Annotated in this window: 17 protein-coding genes and 1 riboswitch; of the genes, 7 read left to right on the top strand and 10 right to left on the bottom strand. The window is 70.6% G+C overall.

All coding sequences use genetic code 11. The features are described from left to right. The 9 genes from E1B00_RS10305 to E1B00_RS10270 form a co-directional block, all read right to left on the bottom strand. A complete protein-coding gene (locus tag E1B00_RS10305; RefSeq protein WP_139448416.1) occupies positions 1-1,293 on the bottom strand; it encodes a NupC/NupG family nucleoside CNT transporter in 1,293 nt (430 codons plus the stop codon). Positions 1,294-1,357: 64 nt separating this feature from the next. Beyond that, a complete protein-coding gene (locus tag E1B00_RS10300; protein WP_139448414.1) occupies positions 1,358-2,488 on the bottom strand; it encodes a GGDEF domain-containing protein in 1,131 nt (376 codons plus the stop codon). A 93-nt stretch (positions 2,489-2,581) separates the two neighbouring features. Next, positions 2,582-3,154: a TMEM165/GDT1 family protein gene (locus tag E1B00_RS10295; protein ID WP_139448412.1), complete on the bottom strand. Its 573-nt coding sequence runs from the start codon at positions 3,152-3,154 to the stop codon at positions 2,582-2,584. A gap of 92 nt (positions 3,155-3,246) precedes the next feature. Then, positions 3,247-3,342: riboswitch (yybP-ykoY riboswitch) on the bottom strand. 102 nt (positions 3,343-3,444) lie between these two features. Continuing rightward, complete coding sequence (locus tag E1B00_RS10290) at positions 3,445-4,407, bottom strand: hypothetical protein (protein WP_139448410.1); 963 nt, start codon at positions 4,405-4,407, stop codon at positions 3,445-3,447. Continuing rightward, positions 4,404-5,411 carry a PLP-dependent aminotransferase family protein gene (locus E1B00_RS10285; RefSeq protein WP_220396271.1) on the bottom strand — a complete coding sequence of 336 codons (1,008 nt, stop codon included), beginning with the start codon at positions 5,409-5,411 and terminating at the stop codon, positions 4,404-4,406. The genes E1B00_RS10290 and E1B00_RS10285 overlap by 4 nt, the downstream gene beginning before the upstream one ends. A 127-nt stretch (positions 5,412-5,538) precedes the next feature. Next, on the bottom strand, positions 5,539-6,795 hold the full coding sequence (locus E1B00_RS15890; RefSeq protein ID WP_176693200.1) for a PDZ domain-containing protein: 1,257 nt from the start codon (positions 6,793-6,795) through the stop codon (positions 5,539-5,541). 34 nt (positions 6,796-6,829) lie between these two features. Beyond that, a complete protein-coding gene (locus E1B00_RS15640) occupies positions 6,830-7,393 on the bottom strand; it encodes a hypothetical protein (protein ID WP_176693199.1) in 564 nt (187 codons plus the stop codon). Further along, the gene (locus tag E1B00_RS15825; protein ID WP_246048653.1) at positions 7,386-7,958 is read right to left on the bottom strand and encodes an RNA polymerase sigma factor; all 573 of its coding nucleotides are present in this window, start codon (positions 7,956-7,958) and stop codon (positions 7,386-7,388) included. The genes E1B00_RS15640 and E1B00_RS15825 overlap by 8 nt, the downstream gene beginning before the upstream one ends. A gap of 196 nt (positions 7,959-8,154) precedes the next feature. Next, a complete protein-coding gene (locus E1B00_RS10270) occupies positions 8,155-10,344 on the bottom strand; it encodes a TonB-dependent receptor family protein (protein WP_139448402.1) in 2,190 nt (729 codons plus the stop codon). A gap of 167 nt (positions 10,345-10,511) precedes the next feature. Between E1B00_RS10270 and E1B00_RS10265 the strand changes: the two genes are divergently transcribed. The 5 genes from E1B00_RS10265 to E1B00_RS10245 all read left to right on the top strand — a co-directional run bounded on the left by E1B00_RS10265 (position 10,512) and on the right by E1B00_RS10245 (position 15,920). After that, positions 10,512-11,504: an extracellular solute-binding protein gene (locus tag E1B00_RS10265; RefSeq protein WP_139448400.1), complete on the top strand. Its 993-nt coding sequence runs from the start codon at positions 10,512-10,514 to the stop codon at positions 11,502-11,504. A 4-nt stretch (positions 11,505-11,508) separates the two neighbouring features. After that, positions 11,509-13,092 carry an ABC transporter permease gene (locus E1B00_RS10260; RefSeq protein ID WP_139448398.1) on the top strand — a complete coding sequence of 528 codons (1,584 nt, stop codon included), beginning with the start codon at positions 11,509-11,511 and terminating at the stop codon, positions 13,090-13,092. 69 nt (positions 13,093-13,161) lie between these two features. Further along, complete coding sequence (gene gcvT, locus E1B00_RS10255; protein WP_139448395.1) at positions 13,162-14,253, top strand: glycine cleavage system aminomethyltransferase GcvT; 1,092 nt, start codon at positions 13,162-13,164, stop codon at positions 14,251-14,253. 86 nt (positions 14,254-14,339) lie between these two features. Further along, a complete protein-coding gene (gene gcvH / locus E1B00_RS10250) occupies positions 14,340-14,735 on the top strand; it encodes a glycine cleavage system protein GcvH (protein WP_139448393.1) in 396 nt (131 codons plus the stop codon). 831 nt (positions 14,736-15,566) lie between these two features. After that, positions 15,567-15,920: a hypothetical protein gene (locus E1B00_RS10245; protein WP_176693198.1), complete on the top strand. Its 354-nt coding sequence runs from the start codon at positions 15,567-15,569 to the stop codon at positions 15,918-15,920. Between the two features lie 143 nt (positions 15,921-16,063). Here E1B00_RS10245 and E1B00_RS10240 read toward each other — a convergent pair whose 3' ends face one another. Then, a complete protein-coding gene (locus tag E1B00_RS10240; protein WP_220396270.1) occupies positions 16,064-17,242 on the bottom strand; it encodes a serine hydrolase domain-containing protein in 1,179 nt (392 codons plus the stop codon). A gap of 130 nt (positions 17,243-17,372) precedes the next feature. On the opposite strand from E1B00_RS10240, the gene E1B00_RS10235 reads away from it, so the two are divergent. Beyond that, positions 17,373-17,957, top strand: coding sequence for a LemA family protein (locus E1B00_RS10235; RefSeq protein WP_139448966.1), 585 nt, complete (start codon positions 17,373-17,375; stop codon positions 17,955-17,957). 52 nt (positions 17,958-18,009) lie between these two features. Beyond that, positions 18,010-19,914 carry a M48 family metallopeptidase gene (locus tag E1B00_RS10230; protein ID WP_139448389.1) on the top strand — a complete coding sequence of 635 codons (1,905 nt, stop codon included), beginning with the start codon at positions 18,010-18,012 and terminating at the stop codon, positions 19,912-19,914. Positions 19,915-19,949 lie beyond the last annotated feature (35 nt).

Genomic DNA, 19,949 nt, shown 5'->3' with positions numbered 1-19,949 from the left:
TCAGCCGCCGATCGTGGTCAGCACACCCGCGATGGTCGCGGTCATGAAGGTCGCCAGGGTGCCGCCGAGCACGGCGCGCAGGCCGAACTTCGCCAGGTCCTGGCGGCGTTCCGGGGCCAGGCCGCCGATGCCGCCGATCTGGATCGCGATCGAGCTGAAGTTGGCGAAGCCGCACAGCGCGTAGGTGGCGATCAGCTTGCCCTTCTCGCTCAGCACCACGCCCTCGACGTTGCCGTTGACGATCTCGGCCAGCTGCAGGTAGGCGACGAATTCGTTGAGCACGATCTTCTGGCCGATCAGGCCGCCGACCGTGGTGGCGTCGGCCCAGGGCACGCCGATCACCCAGGCGATCGGGGCCAGCAGGTAACCCAACAGGGTGGCCATGTCGGTCGGGCGGCCGAGCCATTCGGCCAGGCCGGTGACTTCGCCGACCCAGGTCAGCGGCCAGTTCAGCAGGGCGATCAGGGCGATGAAGGCCAGCAGCATCGCGCCGATGTTCAGGGCCAGGCGCAGGCCGTCGGCGGCGCCGGCGGCCGCGGCGTCGATCACGTTCGAGGTGGTCTTCTCGACCTCCATCTTCACCGTGCCGCGGGTGAGCGGGTTGCCGGTTTCCGGGATCAGCAGCTTGGCGATCACCAGGGTGGCCGGCGCGGCCATGATCGAGGCGGCCAGCAGGTGCTTGGCGTAATAGGCCGAGGCTACCGGGTCGCCGCCGCCGAGCATGCCGACGTAGGCCGCCAGCACGCCGCCGGCGATGTGGGCCATGCCGCCGATCATCATCGTGATCAGCTCGGACTCGGTCATCTTCGGGATGTAGGGCCGCACGGTCAGCGGCGCCTCGGTCTGGCCGATGAAGACGCTGGCGCAGACGCTGGTGGTCTCGGCGCCGGACACGCGCATCACCTTGGTGATGGCCCAGGCCATGACCCGCACGATGAACTGCATCACGCCCAGGTGGTAGAGCACGCCCATCAGCGCGGCGAAGAAGATGATGGTCGGCAGCACCTGGAAGGCGAAGATGAAGCCGTACTTCGACGTGTCCATCAGGCCGCCGAAGATGAAGTTCGAGCCGGCGCCGACGAAGCCCAGGATCTTGACGAAGCCGTCGCCCAGCGCGTCGAACACGTCCTTGCCGCCCGGCACCAGCAGCACCAGGGCCGCGAAGCCGATCTGCAGGCTGATGCCCGTGATCACCAGCCGCCAGTCGACCGAGCGCTTGTTGCTGGAAAACAGCCAGGCGATGCCGATGAGGACGGCGAGCCCGAACAGGCCGAAAAGGATGCTGCTGATCATGCGATGGGAATCCCCGGGAGATGCGGCAGGGTAGTGCAGGCCCCCGGCCCCGGCAAGGCGAGCCCTAGCCCTCGCGGGCGACCACCCGGTTGCGGCCGTTGTCCTTGGCCAGGCGCAGGCGCTGGTCGGCGCGCTTCATCAGGCCCGACAGGTCGTTGGCGTCCTGCGGGCAGCCAGCCAGGCCGGCGCTGAGCGTGAGCTTGCGCGGCTCGACGCCGGGCTCGGGCACGAAGGGCTGGGCTTCGAGCTTGCGGCGCAGCACTTCCATCCGCTCCCAGGCCGCGCCGATCGGCAGCCGCAGCACCAGCACGAACTCCTCGCCGCCGACCCGGATCAGCGCGTCCTGGTGGCCGAGTTCGCTGCGCAGCACCTTCACCGCGTGGCGCAGGGCGCGGTCGCCGGCCAGGTGGCCGAGTTCGGCATTGATGTGGCGGAAGTGGTCGAGGTCGATCAGGGCCAGGCTCAGCGTGCGGCCGTCGGCGCGCGCCTCGGCCACCTGCTGCGGCACCCGGGTGTTGAGGAAGCTGCGGTTGGGCAGGCCGGTCAGGCCGTCGGTGCCGGACAGCTGGGTCAGGCGCTGGGCGCGGAACACCACCACGGCGGTGAGCAGGGTGACCGCGACCAGCAGCACCAGCCGCTGCAGCTGGCTCGAAGTGCTGACGGTGCCGTAGGCGGCCGACACCAGCGGTTCGCTCGTCATCTGCACCACCGCCAGCCAGAGCAGGGCCGACTGCACCAGGGCCATCAGGCCGGCGAACAGGGTGACGCGCAGGTCGTGGCGCAGGGCGGTGGCGAAGATCGCCAGCGGGTAGCAGCACCAGACCACGGCGCTGTTGAGCGTGGCGACCGGGGTTTCCAGGCTCAGCAGCGCCAGCACCAGGCTGACCATGGTGATGTCGAAGCCGGCCGACACGGTCGGCAGCCAGGCGTGCCGGCGCTTGCGCTGCGCCAGCCCCAGCCAGAGCCGACTGAGCAGCAGGACCAGGATCACGCCGACCAGGCCGGCGGCGGTTTCCTGCAGGCTGCCGCCGGAGAGGTGGTTCACCAGCGGCAGCAGCAGGAGCAGACCGGCCAGCAGCATGCGCAGGCGCGCGACCAGCAGTTCGCCGCCGGCGCCGACTTCCAGCAGGATCTCGTCCGGCCGGTCGCGTAGCGAGGCGACGACGTCTTCGAAGGTTTCGCGCAGGGTGCTCACGCCGGGGGCCGTGGTCGCAGGGGTGCCCGGAGGATAGCCGGGCCGTCCCGGCCTGTCAGGTGGACTTTCGGGACAGCCCCGCTTGCCGGTCCTTCACAGGGCGCCGGGCAGGCCGCGCAGGGCGACCCACAGGCCCAGGCCGGCGAACAGCGCCGCGGCGGCCCAGCGGGCGGCCTTCAGCGGCAGCTTCGCGGCGAAGCGCGCGCCCAGCACCACCACCGGCACGTTCGCGACCGCCATGCCCAGGGTGGTGCCGGCGATCACCTGCCACAGCGGCGTGTACTGCGCGGCCAGCACGATCGTGGCGACCTGGGTCTTGTCGCCGATCTCGACGATGAAAAAGGCGACCAGGGTGGCTACGAAGGGGCCGAAACGGGGAGCTTTGACTTCGCCCTCGTCGAGCTTGTCCGGCACCAGCGCCCAGGCGGCGACCGCCAGGAAGGAGATCACCACGCCCCAGCGCAGCCACTGCGGATCGACCCAGGCGGTGATGAGGCTGCCGAACCAGCCGGCCAGTGCGTGGTTGAGCAGGGTGGCGGCGAGGATGCCGGCGATGATGGGCCAGGGTTTGCGGTAGCGCGCGGCGAGCACGAGCGCGAGCAGCTGGGTCTTGTCGCCGATCTCGGCGACGGCCACGGCCAGGGTGGAAACGAACAAAGCGTCCAAGTAGTACTCCGGGGCCGGGACGCAGGGCGGACGAAGGCCGGCGCCTCGCGGCCCGGCCCGGGTTCGCGACGCGCTGACCTTCGGTCTTGCCCGCAAGGCGGCTGCCTTGCCCGCGCACCATGGCGTGCTGCCAAGTGTGTTGATGCGCGGCTCCCGGGAGGGATGGGCTACTCCCCGAAGTCAAAGGAACGGCCGTGATTATACGCGGGCCCGGGTACGGTCCAATAAACCAACACCCCCAAGCCCGGCTCCAGAATCTCCGGCAAACCGCGACCCCATCCCCACATCCCCTACCGCCGGCAGAACCCCGGATCCCGCCCATCGCTGCCCGCCGAAAACAGGGCCGGCAGGAACGCCTGCTCCGCCGACTCCAGGCGCCGGTTGCCGAAGTGGCGCTGATGCAGTTCCGTCGCCAGCGCCTCGGCCTGGGCGACGTCCGCCGCCCCCAGGCGGGAGGTCGGCGACGGACGATTGGTCAGGCGGAAATGCAGAATCTGGAACGCCAGCCCACGGATCGGATCGTTGGCGACCAGGCCGCTGTTGGGGGAAAAGTCGTCGAGGTAAGCACTCATCAGAAGGTTGACCGACCGCGGGTCCCCCGCCTCCAGCGCGCGCTGCAGCATGCCGGGGGCGTCGCGCCGCCAGACGTCGAAGCGGCTGTCGGCGAGGAAGTCGTCGAGGTTGATGCCCCAGTGTTCCCCCATCGCGTAGCGGAGCATGGCTTCGGGCTCACCGGCACGCGCCGCCTGGACCAGGTAGTCGGCGCCGCGGCGGCGCACGTCGTCCGGCAGCTGCCGGCACTGGATCTGCAGCTCCAGTTGCCGGAGCTGCTGTTCCTCGACCTGGTTGGCCAGCGCCAACTGGCCCTTCGCCTCCTTCTCGCGGACGAAGCCGGTCGAGTGGCTCTGGTGGAAGCTCACCGCATAGTCGTTGGCGTCGCAGCGGAGCAGCTCCACGCCGAGCCGGCAGGCCGCCAGGCTGTCGCCGGCATCGGCGCGGGGCTGCAGCAGGGCGAGCAGCGCGGGCAGGGGCGTGTCGCTCGGGGGCAGGGTGGCGTTCGACGCCAGCGGATCGTCTCCCGTCGTCGCGCGGGCGCGCGTCGGCGGCGGAGCGGCATCGCTCCGGGAAACCTCCGTCGCCGCGGTGCTTGCCTGCGGCGCGGCTAGCGGCGCCCTGTCGCGGATCCACCAGGACAGGGTGACCGCGCCCGCCACGATCAGGGCGAGGCACAAAGCGACTTGCCGAGGCTTCATGGCGCGTCCCCGGCCGCATCGGACTGGCAGAAGCGATCGGCCACCGCGGCGTGTTTCGACAATGCGAACGGATCGGTCAGTGGCGGCAGGCCCAGCACCACGCGTTCCGGGTCCACGACGACGCCGTCGAAGTGCCGCTGCCGCAGGTCCTCGGCGAGCGCCTGCGCGCGCGCACGTCCGGCGTCGTCCAGTCCCGCGGCGGGACGCTGGCCCGGTGGGCTGATCCCGCCCGACAGCTGGCGCTGAAGCAGGGAATAGGCGTGGGCCTGGACCGGATCGTTCGGGATCACCCAGCCGACGATCGTGGTGGTGGCTTCATCGCCCGGCCGGTAGGCCTCGGCGAGAAGCTGCACCGCCTCGGGGCGACCCGCGGCCAGCGCGCGCGCAAGCAGCGCCGGCGCTTCACGACGCCAGGCGTCGACTTCCGGAGACGTCAGCCGGTCGAAACGGCCCATCAGCCCCAGCGACTCTCCGCTGGCGTAACGCAGCTGAGCGTCGGGTTCGCCGGCCAGCGCGGCCAGCCGGAGGTAGTGGTGGGCGCGATCGCGCGTGGCCTGGGGAATGCCGCGGCAGGCGGCGAGGAGGTCCCGCTGGGCGCGTCGTCCTGCCGCGATGCGCTCCGCCCTCTGCGTGTCGCCCTCATCGCGGTGGTGTTTCTCCTGCCGCTCGAGTTCCTGGAAGTGGTGTTCGGCAAATTCGTCCGGCACCTGTTGGCAACGCAGCAGCTCCATGCCCAGCCGGCAGGCGGCCAGGCTGTCGCCGGCGTCGGCGCGGGCCTGCAGCGACGTTGCGATATCGGTGATCGGAGCGTCCGCGGGAGGCAGAGGCGCACGCGCCGTCGTTGCCGCCCGCACGGTGCGATCAGGCGGCGCTGCCTGCGCTGTGGCGGGGGGCGTGGCGGCCGGTGTGTCCGGTCCGGAACGAGCCTGCCCCGGCAGATGCTGCCACGCACGGAACAGGAGGAACAACACGACGGGCAGCAGCACGACCGTCATCAGCAGCACACGGGTTTGCAAGCGCATCCGTCGGGGGCGTCCGGAGGGTCGGGCGCCCAGTAGAGCGTCCGCGGTGCGCCGGGGGCAAGCCTTGGACGCTGCGCCCGTGCAGGGGCACAGCGTCCGGAAGCGGGGCTTACTCCGCCGAATCGGCTTCGGTCTGGATCACGATGTGCTCGTTGCCCTCATCGTCCACCCAGCGCCGCTGGCTGACGATGCGGGTGACCACGCCGTCGGCGAAGGCGACGGTGTCGCCGTCCACGGCCGGCGGTGCGGGCGGCGCCGGCGGCGGAGGGGGTGCCGGCAGGCCAGCCGGCGCGGCGGGTGCGGCCGGAGGCGGTGGCAGCGGCGCGGTACGCGGGGTCGGCGGCGCCGGCGGGGCGGGAGGTGCCGGGGGCGCAGGCGGCGGCGGTGGCGCGAACCAGCGCACGCCGGGCGCATCGGGCACGGTCACCTCGACGGTGCGCGGCTTGCGCTCGCGCAGCACCTCGACCTTCACCTTCTCGCCTTCGTCCTGGTCGCGCAGCGCGCGCATGGCGTCGCGCGGCGACTGCACCGGCTGGCCGGCGATGCGCTGGATCACGTCGCCCGATTCCAGCGCCTCCAGGCCGGGGCCGCCGCTGAGCACCAGCACGCCGCTGCTGGTGCCGAAGTAGCGGCCCAGCTGCGGATTCATCGAGGCCAGGTTCACGCCGCTCCAGCGGAAGGCCTGGGCCAGCGCGGGGAAGCTGCAGTCCTTGTCGCTGCCGGGCGGGCAGGGCGCGGCGGCCAGGCGCGCGAGCTCCATCTCGACCCGCGGTGCGATCACCGGCATGGCGCGGGCGCGTTCGTAGGCCAGGGCTTCGGCCTGCGGCGATTCGCCGGTGCGGAACACCATCACGCGGTCCAGCGGTTCGGCCCGGACGGTGGCCTGGCCCGACTTGCCTTCGCGGGCGTAACCCAGGCGCAGCTGCTGGCCGTCCTTCAGCCCGCCCAGCAGTTCGCGCGCCTGCGCGATGGCGGCGTCGCCCTTGCCGCCGATGGTCTTGCCGTCGACGCTGAGCAGCACGTCACCGGCGCGCAGGCCGGCCTTGGCGGCGGGGCCATTGGGTGTCACCGCGGCCAGGCGCACGCCGCTGGCGGCCGGGTTGGCGCCCATCACCACGCCGATCGCGGGACGGTCGCGGGCGTGGTCGAATTCTTCGGAGTTGAAGGTGAAGCTGTAGCCGCCGCGTTCGCCGAGCTCGCGGCTCAGTTCGGCGACGCGCTGGCCGTAGCGGCTCATTTCGGCGCGGGCGCGCTCGAGTTCGGCGCGTTTGGCGGCCTCGTCGGCCGCGGCCTTGGGCGTGTCGGCGGCCTGGACCGAGGCCGCCAGCGCGGCCGCCACCATCAGGGAGATCAGGCGGAGCTTCATCGGGAATACCTCATCGTGCGGAAGCGGAAGGGGTTCAGAACGTGGCGACCAGGGCGCCGTCGAGGCTGCCGCCGTCGGCGGCCAGCCACTGCGAGGTGCCCTGCACGCCGGCGTATTCGCGCAGCAGCGACACGCGCTGCTGCCAGAGCTGGGTGCGGGTCTGGAGATCCAGCGTCGGCGCCGACAGCGCGACGTCGAGGCGGCGCAGCCGGTCCTCGAACTCCAGGCCGAGCGCAGCGGCGCTGGCGCTGGCCATGTCATCGGCGGACACGGCGCTGATGAAGTTCTCCAGCTGGGCCGATTCGGCCATCAGCGCCTCGAGCTCGCCGCGCGCCGGGGCCGCCGTCGTTGCGACCGGCGTTCCGGTGGGCGCGACGACGGGCGGTGACAGCAGCCTCGGCATCAGCGCGGCCACGGCGAGCGTGGCCGCGGCGGCCAGCGCCAGCGGCCAGCGTCGGCGCGGCGCCGCCGCGGGCGGCGCGGCGATGATGCGCCGTTCCAGCAGCGGCCACGCGCTGCGGTCGGGCGTTTCCAGCGGCAGCCGGGACAGAGCCTCGGCGGCGCTCAGGCCGCGCTCGGGCGTGTGGGCGTCAGGCATGGGAAGGCGCCTCCGTTTCGACGTTCAGCAGCTCGCGCAGCTTGCGGGTGCCGCGGGCGAGCTGGGATTTGGAAAAGCTCGCCGTCTTGCCCATCAGGCAGGCGATCTCTTCGTGGGTGTAACCCTCGGCGTGGTAGAGCCAGATCACGCTGCGGGTGGCGTCGGGCATGCGGCCGAGGGCGCGGGTCAGCAGGGCGGCGTCGGCGGCGGCCGGCGGCAGCATCGTGTCGTGGCACTCGAGCTCGATCTCGTCGGAGTCTTCGGTGAAGGGCGTGCGGCCGCGTTTGCGCAGGCGCATCAGGGCTTCGTTGACGGCGATCTGCCGCAGCCAGCCCCAGAAGGGCGACTCGGAGCGGAACTCGCCGATGCGGTCGAAGAGCTTGAGCATGGTGTCCTGCAGTACGTCCTGGGCCTCCTCGCGCTCGCCGGTGAGGCGCAGCGCCAGGGTGAAGACCGGTCGCTCGAACCGGCGGTAGATCTGCTCGAACGCGCTCGCCTCGCCGCGTCGGGCGCGGGCAAGCAGGGCGTCTGGCACATCGATCGCGAAGGACGAGGGTGGGCTCACATCGGTCAGGGATGCAGCGGGACGGAAAAGGGTCGCAGCGGAAAAGGGGTCAGGTTCACTTCCCGGGGCCGGACGTCCGGCCTTCGGCCAGATTACGCCTCCGGGAAGTGAACCTGACCCCCTTCTCCGTCGGTGCGGGCAAAGAAAAAGGGCCGGGGGAAGCCCCGGCCCTTGGGCGCGATCCCGATGGCCCGGCTCAGAACGCCAGGCGGATGCCGACGAAGGCGCTGCGCGGCTGGCCCGGGCGGGCACCGGCGGGCCGGCGGGCGACGATGTACTCCTCGTCCGACAGGTTTTCGACGCGGGCATACAGTTCGGCCTGCTTGTCGATGCGGAAGCCGGCGCTCAGGTCCCAGACCACGGCCGAATCGGTGGCTTCGCCCGCCGGGATGGCGCCGCGGCCGGCGACGCTGCGCATCTCGTCCAGGTAGTTGGCGGCCAGCGCGAGGCGCCAGCGTTCGCCGACCACGCCGGCTTCGGCGTGCAGCAGGTGTTCGGGCAGGTAGGGCAGGCGGTCGCCATCCTCGATGCTGCCCCACTCTTCGAAGCTGGAGTTGAAGCTGCTGCGGAACTCGGCCCGGGTGAAGGTGTAGCTGAGCGACACCGGGAAGGACAGTGCGCCGCCCTGGCCGAAGTCGTAACCCAGGCTGGCCTCGACGCCGGAAACGCGCGCTTCGCCGCCGTCGAACTGGTCGCCGATGGTGCAGTTGCCGCCGCTGGACGCGGTGCAGGTGCCGACCAGGTTCGAGTAGTCGCTGACGAAACCGACCAGCTCGGTGCTGAGCGCATCGCGGCCGTAACGCAGGCCGAATTCCGCATTGACGCTCTTTTCCGACTCCGAGCCCGAGGCCGGGCCCGGCGGGTTGAAGCCGCGGTGCACGCTGGCGAACAGGCTGAGGTTCTGATTCATCAGCCAGGTGGCGCCGAAACCGGGGATCACCGCGTCCACTTCGGTTTCATTGACCGACAGCACCACGTCGCGGCGGCCGGTGGCGGTGGAGTAGTTGGTGCGGCTCAGGTCGATGCGCTCGTAGCGCACGCCGGGGCTGAGGATCCAGCGGCCCAGGGTGATGGTGTCCTGCACGTAGATGGAAAGCGCCTCGGCGTCGCCGACGCGGTTCTCCTGGGTGCCCGGTGCGCCATCGGTGGTGCGCACCAGCTGGCCGTCGAGCATCTGGTAGCGGTCGTCGTCCTGGTAGCGGTCTTCCTGGTCGCGGTGCAGGCGCAGGCCGATCTCGAGGTCGTGCGCCACGGCGCCGCTTTCGAAGCCCAGGCCCAGCACGCTCTGCAGGCCCTGGGCGTAGTAGCTGCGGTTGTTGTTGCGCAGGCGCAGCGCGTTGGCGGGGCTGTCGGTGCTGCCGGTCAGCCAGCCGTACTGGGCGGCGTAGGTCGCGGGGTCGGCGAGGATGCTGGCGATGGAGACGCCCTGCACGTCGTTGAGCTTGTACCAGTTGCGCGAGAACTCGGTGCGGTAGGCGACGGTGGTCAGGTCGACGTTGTCGCCGAGTTCGATCAGGTGGCGCAGTTCGTACAGGTGCTGCTCGGTCTGGATGTTGTCCCGGCGCGAGGCGGCGTAGCGGCGGTTCGGGTCGGCGGCGAAATCGGCGTCGGTCAGGCCGAGGTAGGTTTCGTCGCTGTCCTGGGTGTTGCGGCCGATCTTCAGGTCGAGCTGCTGGTAGTGCGCGGCGTCGGGGCCGCTGACCCAGCGCAGCTTGCCGACGGCGTCGTTCAGGCCGTAGCCGCTGTCGCCGCCGCCGTCCACGCGCTTGAAACCGTCGGTCTGCTGGCGCACGCCCTCGATCAGGCCGCCGAATCGTTCGCCCATGGCGCCGGCCCAGCCGTGGGCGAGCAGGGTGGCGTCGCTGCCGACCGAGACGTCGATTTCGCCGGAGGCCGTGGTCGGGATCGGGGTCGAAATCAGGTTGAGCGCGCCGCCGGTGGTGCGCGGGCCGGCCACGACCGACGCCGAGCCCTTGCGGATCTCGACCGCGCTGATGCGCGACATCGTCGGGAAGTAATACGCGGCCGGGGCGGCATAGGGTGCCGGCGCGATCAGCACGCCGTCCTCCATCACCGTGATGCGGCTGTTGCGGTCGGTGCCCGAGCCACGGATGCCGATGTTCGGGCGCAGGCCGTAACCCTCTTCCTCGACCAGGTAGACGCCGGGCACCTGGCGCAGCACGCGGTGGATGTCGCGGTAAGCGAACTTCTCCAGCGTCTCGCCGTCGATGTAGTGCGCCGAGCCGGCGGCCTGCTTCACTTCGGCCAGGTTGCCGAAGACGTTGATGCGATCGAGACGGACCAGGGACTGGTCGGGGTTTTCGGCCGCAAGGACGGCGGCCGGAAGCAGGGCCAGCGTGATGGCGAGGCGCAGGGTCGGAGACATGGGGAGGAAAACCGAAGGGCCGGGGTGTCGGCGGACGGTTAAGATTTTATTACGGACAAGAATGATTCGCAATAACAGTGACTGTCCGCCGGGCCTTCCTTGTGTTTCAGATGAGAACCGTTATCATTTGCGGCGTCCGCCCCCGGGCCGAACCTCCTGGAGTCCACATGCCGCGTCTCGTTTACTGCCTGCTGCTCGCCAGTCTGGCCGTGTCCAGCGTCTCCGCCGCCGAGCTGGTGGTCTACACCGAGCGCAAGGAGCCGCTGGTCAAGCCGATCTTCGACCGCTACCAGCGCGAAACCGGCACCACAGTGCGCCTGCTGTCCGACGGTGCGCCGGTGCTGATCGAACGCCTGGCCGCGGAAGGCGCCAACACCCGCGCCGACCTGTTCATGTCGGTGGACGCCGGCAGCCTGTGGCAGGCAGCCGAACGTGGCCTGCTGGCGCCGGTGAAATCGCCCGCGCTCGACGCCGCCATTCCCGCCCACCTGCGCGATCCGCAGGGCCGCTGGTTCGCGCTGTCGCAGCGCGCCCGCACCATCGTCTATTCCACCGCGCGCGTGAAGCCGGCCGAGCTGTCGACCTACGAAGCCCTGGCCGATGCGAAATGGAAGGGCCGCCTGTGCCTGCGTTCGTCCAAGAAGGTCTACAACCAGTCCCTGGTCGCGACGATGATCGAGCGCCTCGGCGCCGAGCGCACCGAAGCGGTCGTGCGCGGCTGGGTCGCCAACCTCGCCACCGCGCCCTTCGCCGACGACACCCTGCTGGCCAACGCGATCGCCGCCGGCCAGTGCGACGTCGGCCTGATCAACACCTACTACCTGGGCCGCCTGCAGCACGACACCGCCGGTTATCCGGTGCAGGTGTTCTGGGCCAACCAGGCCGGCAGCGGCGCGCACGTGAACATCTCGGGCGCCGGCATCGTCGCCGCCTCCAGGCACAAGGCCGAAGCGCAGAAGTTCCTGGAGTGGCTGGCCTCGGACGCGGTGCAGGCCGACTTCGCCAGCGTCAACTTCGAGATCCCGGCCAGGCCCGGCGTGAAGCTCGACCCGGTCGTCGCCGCCTGGGGCAAGTTCAAGGCCGATCCGGTGAACGTCTCGGTCGCCGGCCATCGCCAGGCCGAAGCCGTGCGCCTGATGGACCGCGCCGGCTGGCGCTGATCCGATGAGCCAAGGCGCGGCACGCACGGCCTGGCCCCGGGCGCTGGCCTGGGGCCTGGCGCTGCCGCTGCTGCTGCCGGCGCTGTGGCTGGCCAGCGCCTTCGCGGTGCCGCCGCCGGAGGTCTGGCCGCACCTGCTCGAGCAGGTGCTGCCGCTGGCGCTGCGCAACACGCTCGCGCTGCTGGGGCTGCTGGCGCTGTTCGCGCTGCTGCCCGGCATCGGATTCGCCTGGGCAAGCGCGCGTTACGACTGGCCGGGCCGGCGCTTCTTCGACTGGGCCCTCGTGCTGCCGATGGCGCTGCCCGGTTATGTCGTCGCCTTCGTCTATGTCGGCCTGGCCGACTACGGCGGACCGCTGCAGACGGCGTGGCGCGCGCTGGGCGGCGCGCCCGCGGGTTTCCCGGAACTGCGCAGCGTGCCCGGTGCGGCCGCGGTGCTGGCGACGGTGCTTTATCCCTATGTGTTCCTGATCGTGCGCGCAGCCTTCCTGCGCCAGGGCAGCGCGGCGATGGACGCCGCGCGCTCGCTCGGCCATGGCCCGGTCGCCTCCTTCTTCCGCGCCGCGCTGCCGATGGCGCGGCCGGCCTGGGTCGCGGGCCTGAGCCTGGTGCTGCTGGAGGCGCTGGCCGACTTCGGCGCGGTCAGCATCCTGGGCGTGGATACCCTGACCACGGCGATCTACAAGACCTGGTTCGGCCTGTACTCGCTGCCGGCCGCGGCGCAGCTGGCCTTCGGGATGATCGGGCTGGTGGCGCTGGTGCTGGTGCTCGAACGTATCGCGCGTGGGCGCGCCCGCCACGCCGGCCGGCAGCTGGTGCCGCCGCCGCGCCGCCGGCTGTCCGGCGCGCGCGCCTGGGCGATCACGGCCCTGGCGGCGCTGACCGTGGGCATCGGTTTCGTGGTGCCGGTCGGGCAGTTGCTGGTGTGGTCCTGGCAGGTGCGCGCCAGCCTGCCCGAGGTCGGCGAGGCAGCCTGGAATACGCTGCTGCTGGCGATGATGGCGGCCAGCGGCGTGCTGCTGCTGTCGCTGGTCTTCGCCCTGCTCGGGCGCCGCAGCGGCGGCGACCGCGGCGTGCATGCGGCCGGTTTCGCGGCGGGGCTGGGTTACGCGGTGCCCGGCACCGTGCTCGCGGTCGGCGCGATGTGGCTGCTGGTCGCCGCCGAACGCGCCGCGCCCTGGCTGGCCGCGCTGGCCCTGAGTTCGTCGCTGGCGGGCGTGTTGCTGGCGCTGTGCGTGCGCTTCTTCCGGGTCGGCCACGAGGCCACCGAATCCGCTTTCCAGTCGCTCCGGCCTTCGCTGCTCGAATCGGCGCGCCTGCTCGGCGTGCCGGCCCGCGAACGCCTGCGCCTGATCGTGCTGCCGCTGCTGCGCCCGGGCCTGGTGGCGGCGCTGCTGCTGGTGCTGGTGGAGACGGTGAAGGAACTGCCGGCCACCCTGATGCTGCGCCCCTTCGGCTGGGACACGCTGGCGGTGAAGATCTACAGCCACACCACCGAAGGCCTGTGGCAGCAGGCGGCGTGGCCGGCGCTGTGGTTGTGCGCGGTCGGGCTGGTCCCGGTCTGGTGGCTGGTGAAGCAGCAGCGCTGAGGCGGTGCCGCCCGGCCCGGCCGGGTCTGCGATAATGCCGGCCTTTCCCGCAAACCCCCTGGGCAGGCCATGAGCAAGAAGACGGTCCTCAACGACACCCACCGCGCGCTCGGCGCCAAGATGGTGGACTTCGGCGGCTGGGACATGCCGATCAACTACGGCTCGCAGATCGAAGAACACCACCAGGTGCGCCGCGACGCCGGCATGTTCGACGTCTCGCACATGACCATCCTGGACCTGCGCGGCGACCAGGTGCGGCCCTTCCTGCGCCAGCTGGTCGCGAACTCGGTGGACAAGCTCAAGACGCCGGGCAAGGCGCTGTACGCCTGCATGCTCGACGCCAACGGCGGCGTCATCGACGACCTGATCATCTATTTCATGGCCGAGGACTTCTTCCGTCTGGTGGTCAACGCCGCCACCCGCGACAAGGACCTGGCCTGGATCACTGCCCAGGCGGCGCCGTTCGGCATCACGCTCACCGAACGCCGCGACCTGGCCATCGTCGCCGTGCAGGGACCGAACGCCCGCGCCAAGGTGCTCGAGCTGCTGAGCCCGGCGGCGGCGCAGGCGGCCGGCAAGCTCGGCAAGTTCGTCGCCTGCGAGGCCGACGGCCTGTTCGTCGCCCGCACGGGCTACACCGGCGAGGACGGCTTCGAGATCATGGTGCCGGAGGCGCAGGCGGTGGACTTCTGGAACCGCCTGCTCGCCGTCGGCGTGAAGCCGGCCGGCCTGGGCGCGCGCGACACGCTGCGCCTGGAAGCGGGCATGGCGCTCTACGGCCAGGACATGGACGAGAACGCCACGCCCTACGAAGCCGGCCTGGCCTGGACGGTGGCGCTGGACGAAGGCCGCGCCTTCACCGGCCGCGCCCGGCTCGAGTCGCAGAAGGCCGCCGGCGCCGCCCGCCAGATGATCGGCCTGGTGCTCGACGAGAAGGGCGTGCTGCGCCACGGCCAGGCGGTGTTCACCGCCGCGGGCGAGGGCGAGATCCTGTCCGGCACCTTCTCGCCGACCCTGGGCAAGGCGATCGCGCTGGCGCGCGTGCCGGCCGGCGACGTCGGTTCGGTCGAGGTCGACATCCGCGGCAAGCGCCTGCCGGTGCGGGTCGTGAAATATCCGTTCGTCCGCGACGGCGCAGCCCAGCCGGGCGTGCTCGCCTGATCCTGTTCGCGCCTGATGCCACGGCGCGTCCACCCCGCTAGACTACGCGCCACCCCCCTGCCGCACACCGACCACCGAGGCCTGTCATGAGTGAGATTCCCGGCGACCTGAAGTTCCTCAAGTCCCACGAATGGGCCCGCGTCGAAGACAGCGGCCGCGTCACCGTCGGCATCTCCGACCACGCCCAGGGCCTGCTCGGCGACCTGGTCTACGTCGAGCTCCCGAACGTCGGCGACACCCTGGAGGCGGGCAACGCCAGCGCCGTGGTCGAGTCGGTGAAGGCCGCCTCCGACGTCTACGCGCCGCTGTCGGGCACCGTCGTCGAGGTCAACGCGGCCCTGGCCGACAAGCCCGAGACGATCAACGAGGACGCCTACGGCGAGGGCTGGATCTACGTCATCCAGCCGTCCGAGCCGGAGCAGCTCAACGAGCTGCTGTCGCCCGATGACTACGCCCAGCTGCTCGAGGACGAAGGCCACTGAGGCCGGGCGACATCGTCGATTTCCGCCGGCCGCCTTCGGGCGGCCGGTTTGTTTTCGGGGTGTCGGAATCGGTCGCGGCGGTCGCGGCGGCGGTGGTGTCGGGACATCGCCGGATGCCCGATCGACGACGGGGCCGGTCGCGGAATCCGCGCAGTTCGGGGTTTTGCGGCGCGCAAAAACCGTTTCCGGCGGTCGGCCGGCGAGGCGCCCGAAGGGATGCATTTGCGCTCCGTCGATGCCGGCCGGCGTTCGCCGCATGCGATGCGCGCGTCGCCGGCCTGCTTCACTCGGATGCTTTTTTTCCGATGTTTTTTTTCATGGGAGTTTTTCCGACGGCTTCGCGCGGCGTCTGCGGAGGCGCCGATCGGATCATCGCCGCGGCGTCCGGTCGCTCCGGCCCTTGAATTTTTTTTTGCAAAGTTGTTGACATCAGAATTTCCCGTGATTAGCTTTCGCCCAGCAGATGTCAACTGCGGAAGCGAGTGATCAAGAACGATTCGACAACGCGGGCCACAACACCGAACTCCACCCGGGAACTCGACACGGTGGATCAGGGCCAACATCCCTCCGCGAAATCGAAATCGACCTTCCGTAGAAGCCGCCAATCCCACGCCCGGACCGGTCATGGCCCGGGCGTTTTCATTTCCGGCGCCGCCCCGCGCCGGACCCCATCCGCCCGCCGCGCCTTGTGCGCGACGGCGGTGCGCCACGGGAATCGTCCCGTGGCGGTGCCTTTGTGACTGGGCAGTCCAAAAGCCAACTGACGAGGAGTTGACCATGGCTACGAAGAAAGCTGCGAAGAAACCGGCCAAGAAGGCCGCGAAGAAGACCGTGAAGAAGGCCGCTGCCAAGAAGACCGTGAAGAAGGCCGCCAAGAAGGTTGCCAAGAAGCCGGCCAAGAAGGCTGCGAAGAAGGTCGCCAAGAAGCCGGCCAAGAAGGCTGCGAAGAAGGTTGCCAAGAAGAAGCCGGCTAAGAAGAAGGCTGCCAAGAAGGTCGCCAAGAAGCCGGCGGCCAAGAAGGCTGCCAAGAAGCCGGCTAAGAAGAAGGCTGCCAAGAAGGCTGCCAAGAAGCCGGCGGCCAAGAAGGCGGCCAAGAAGCCTGCTGCAAAGAAGAAGGCTGCGCGCAAGCCGGCCGCCAAGAAGCCGGCTGCCATGCCGGCCGCCCCGGTCGCTCCGGCGCTGTAAGCCGGAACACCAAACGTTTCATCTGGGCTCTCTCCCCGTGTTGCCCAGGCGGGGAGGGAGACTTTCCAGAGGCACCGAAAAGAAAACGCCGGCCCTGGGCCGGCGTTTGCATTTGTGGGCCCGCGACCGCGGGGTGCGCCGGGTCAGCGGCGCCGGCGCCGCGGCGCCGGGCGCACGGGTTCCGGCGCCAGCCATTCCCGGGCCGGCAGGCCGAGCGCGCGGTCCATGACCGTCGGCAGCAGGCCCGATGGCATGGCGCTCTCGCTGTTCCAGAGGACGACGACGCCGATGTCCCGGTCGGGCAGGAAGGCCGCCATCGCGCGGTAACCCTGCACGGCGCCGCCGTGGAAGACCAGGGTGTGGCCGGCATAGTCGTAGATGCGCCAGCCCAGGCCGTAGTAGGCGCTGTTGAGGCGCTCGCGCCGCCAGGCGCTGCTGCGGGTCTCGCCCGGCGTTTCCACCTGCGGGGTCTGGATCTGGTTGAGCACTTCGGGCGGCAGCACGTCCGGGCGATGGCCCATCTGCGCGATCAGCCACTGCGCCATGTCGTGGATGCTGGCATTGACGCCGGCCGCGGGCGGGATGCGGTAGTAGGTTTCCTTCGGCCGCACCGGCACCCAGGTGCCGCCGCTGCGCACGTGCGGACGCGCCCAGCTCGGGCTGGCCTCGAGGCCGTCGCGGCCGAAGGTGGCGCCGTACATGCCCAGCGGGTGGAAGAGCCGTTTCTCGACCTGGTGTGCGTAGAAATCGCCGGTGACGGCGAACACGAGGTCGCCGACCAGGCTGAAGGCGATGTTCTGGTAGGCGTAGCACTCGCCCGGGCTGCAGGTGAGCGGCGCCTGCGACAGGCGTTCGGCGAGCAGCGGGTAGGGCTGGTCGGCTTCCAGGTCGCGGTCGAAGGTGTTGTAGGCCAGGCCGATCCGGTGGCTGAGGATCTCGCGCACGGTGATCTTCTGGGCGCCCTGCAGGTCGCGCAGGCTGAAGGCGGGCAGCTGGTTGGCGATCGGGCTGTCCCAGGACATCGCGCCTTCATTCACCAGCAGTGCGCTCAGGGTGCCGGCGAAGGCCTTGGACAACGAGGCGACACGGAACACGGTGTCGGTGCCCACCGGCTGCCCGGCCTTGCTGTCGACGACGCCGTAACCGCGCAGCGACACCACCTTGCCGTCCTCGACGATGGCCATCGCCAGCCCCGGGATCCGCGATTGTGCGACGACCCGTTCGGCCAGGCGCTCGATCTCGCGCGCCTCGGTGCTGAAGTCCTCGGTGGTGGATGCACTCGTCGCGCAGGCCAGGGCGGGCGCCAAAGCGATCAGGCTCATGACGATCAGATGGCGGAGGCGGCCGGACGGGTTCACTTTCTTGCGTGGCATGACCGATGTAGGCTTGCGGGACGGGCCATTCTAGCGCGCCACCCGCGCACCGGCCTGAACCAGGGGAGTTCCAGACATGATGACGCTCGTTGTCCTGGTCGTGATCGCCGCCATCGCCCTGTTCTGGGGCGTGGGCATCTACAACGGCCTGATCACCGCCCGCAATGCCTTCAAGAACGCCTTCGCCCAGATCGACGTGCAGCTGACGCGGCGCTACGACCTGATCCCCAACCTTGTCGAGGTCGCCAAGGGCTACCTCAAGCACGAGCGCGAAACGCTGGAAGCGGTCATCCAGGCCCGCGCCGCCGCGGTCAGCGGCCTCGCCGCCGCCAAGGCCGCTCCCGGCGACGCCGCCGCCATGGCCCAGCTGGGCAGCGCCGAAACCGGCCTCGCCGGCGCGCTCTCGCGGCTGATGGTCGTCGCCGAGGCCTACCCGGACCTCAAGGCCAACCAGAACATGATGCAGCTCACCGAGGAGCTGACCTCGACCGAGAACCGCATCGCCTTCGCGCGTCAGGCCTACAACGACAGCGTGATGGCCTACAACAACAAGCGCGAGGTGTTCCCTTCGAACCTCCTCGCCGGCATGTTCGGCTTCGTCGCCGCCGCCCTGCTCGAGATCACCGAGCCGGCCAAGCGCGAAGCGCCCAAGGTTTCCTTCTGATCGCCGCGCCCGCTCCCTGACGGGGCGGGCGTTCTCCGGAGCCCGGACGCGCATGAACTTCTTCGAGCGCCAGGACCAGGCCCGGCGCCAGTCCAAGCGGCTGATCCTGATGTTCGTCCTGGCGGTGGCCGCGATCGTGGTCGCCGTGGACTTCGTCTTCCTGCTCGCCTTCGGCGCCCTCGGAGAGGACAGCACGCCCGAGGGCCTGGCCGCCGGCGTGGTGGTGGCCACCCTGCTGACCCTGGGCATCATCGGCGTCGCGTCGCTTTACCGGATCTCCAGCCTGCGCAGTGGCGGCGAGGCGGTGGCGCGCCAGCTCGGCGGCACGCCGGTGCCGGAGGACACCCAGGACTTCCATTACCGGCGCCTGCGCAACGTGGTCGAGGAGATCGCCATCGCCTCGGGCGTGCCGGTGCCGCAGATCTTCGTGCTCGAGGACGAGGCCGGCATCAACGCCTTCGCCGCCGGCTACGCGCCCAGCGACGCCGCCGTGGCGGTGACCCGCGGCGCCCTGGACAAGCTCAACCGCGACGAACTGCAGGGCGTGATCGCGCACGAGTTCAGCCACGTGCTCAACGGCGACATGCGCCTGAACATCCGGCTGATGGGCATGCTGTTCGGCATCCTGGCCCTGGCCATCATCGGCCGGAAGGTGCTGGTGCATGGGCGCGGCAGCTCGAAGGACGCGCTGCCGGTGATGCTGGCGGCGCTGGGACTGCTGGTCGTCGGTTACGCGGGCCTGTTCTTCGGTCGGCTGATCAAGGCCGGCGTGAGCCGCCAGCGCGAGTTCCTGGCCGACTCCTCGGCAGTGCAGTTCACCCGCCAGACCGCCGGCCTGGCCGGGGCGCTGAAGAAGATCGGCGGCCTGGAGGGGGGCTCGAAGCTGGCCAGCCGGGACAGCGAGGAAGTGGCGCACATGCTGTTCGGCGACGGCGTCGGCTATTCGTCGCTGTTCGCCACGCATCCGCCGCTGATCGAGCGCATCCAGGCGCTGGAGCCGGGGTTCAAGCCGCAGGCGATGACGGAGCTGGCCGCGCGCTGGCAGATGCGCCCGCCCTCGGGTCTGGACGAAGACCAGGCGCTGGGCCTGGACAGCCGCTCTGCGTCGCCGCTGCCGTCCGACCGCACCGAGCTGCGGGTGACGCCTCCGTCCGTCGTCGCCCAGGTGGGAGCGCCGCAGGCCAACGACTACGTGCGCGCCGGCGCCCTGGTGCGCGCCATTCCCGATGTGCTGCAGCGCGCCGCCCGTGAGCGCGACGAGGCGGTGCCCCTGCTGTTCGGCCTGCTGATGGCGCCGCCGGGCAAGGTGCGCGAGCGCCAGCAGTTCGAGCTGGCGGCCCGCCATGACGAGCGCCTGGCCCGCCAGTCGCTCGACTATGCCGACCGCCTGGCCGACCTGCCGCGCATCCTCTACCTGCCGCTGGCGGCCATGGCGATGCCGGTGCTGCGGCGGCGGCCGCGCGCCGAGCTCGAGAAGTTCATGGACGGCTGCTTCGCGCTGAGCCATGCCGACGGCAAGGTGGACCTGTTCGAGTACTGCCTGGGCCGGCTGCTGCGCATCCACGTGCGCGACGCGCTCGATCCGGCCGGGACGTGGGTGGCGGGCAATCGCCGCCTGGCCGATCTCACGACGCCGGCGGTGACCCTGATGGCGGTGCTGGCGCAGGCCGGCCACGAGGATCCGGCGGCGGCGATGCGGGCCTACCTCGCGGGTCTGGCGCTGGTGTTCCCGCGCCTGAACTCGCCCTACCGGCCGCCCGCCGATGCGCTGCGCGCACTCGACGAGGTGTGGCCGGTCCTGGACGTGCTCGAGCCCATGGGCAAGGAGCTGCTGGTCGAAGGCCTGGTGGCCGCGGTCAGCCACGACGGCCGGCTCAACGTCGCCGAAGCCGAACTGCTGCGCGTGGTCTGCGCCTCGCTGCACTGCCCGCTGCCGCCCATGCTCGAAGGCGCCTAAAAAAATCCGGGGTCAGAGTGCATTTATCTTCCCAA

Origin of the sequence: Arenimonas terrae (assembly GCF_006265115.1) — a bacterium.
In the GTDB taxonomy this organism is placed as follows: Bacteria; Pseudomonadota; Gammaproteobacteria; order Xanthomonadales; family Xanthomonadaceae; genus Arenimonas; species Arenimonas terrae.
This window is presented reverse-complemented; position numbering and strand designations above follow the sequence as displayed.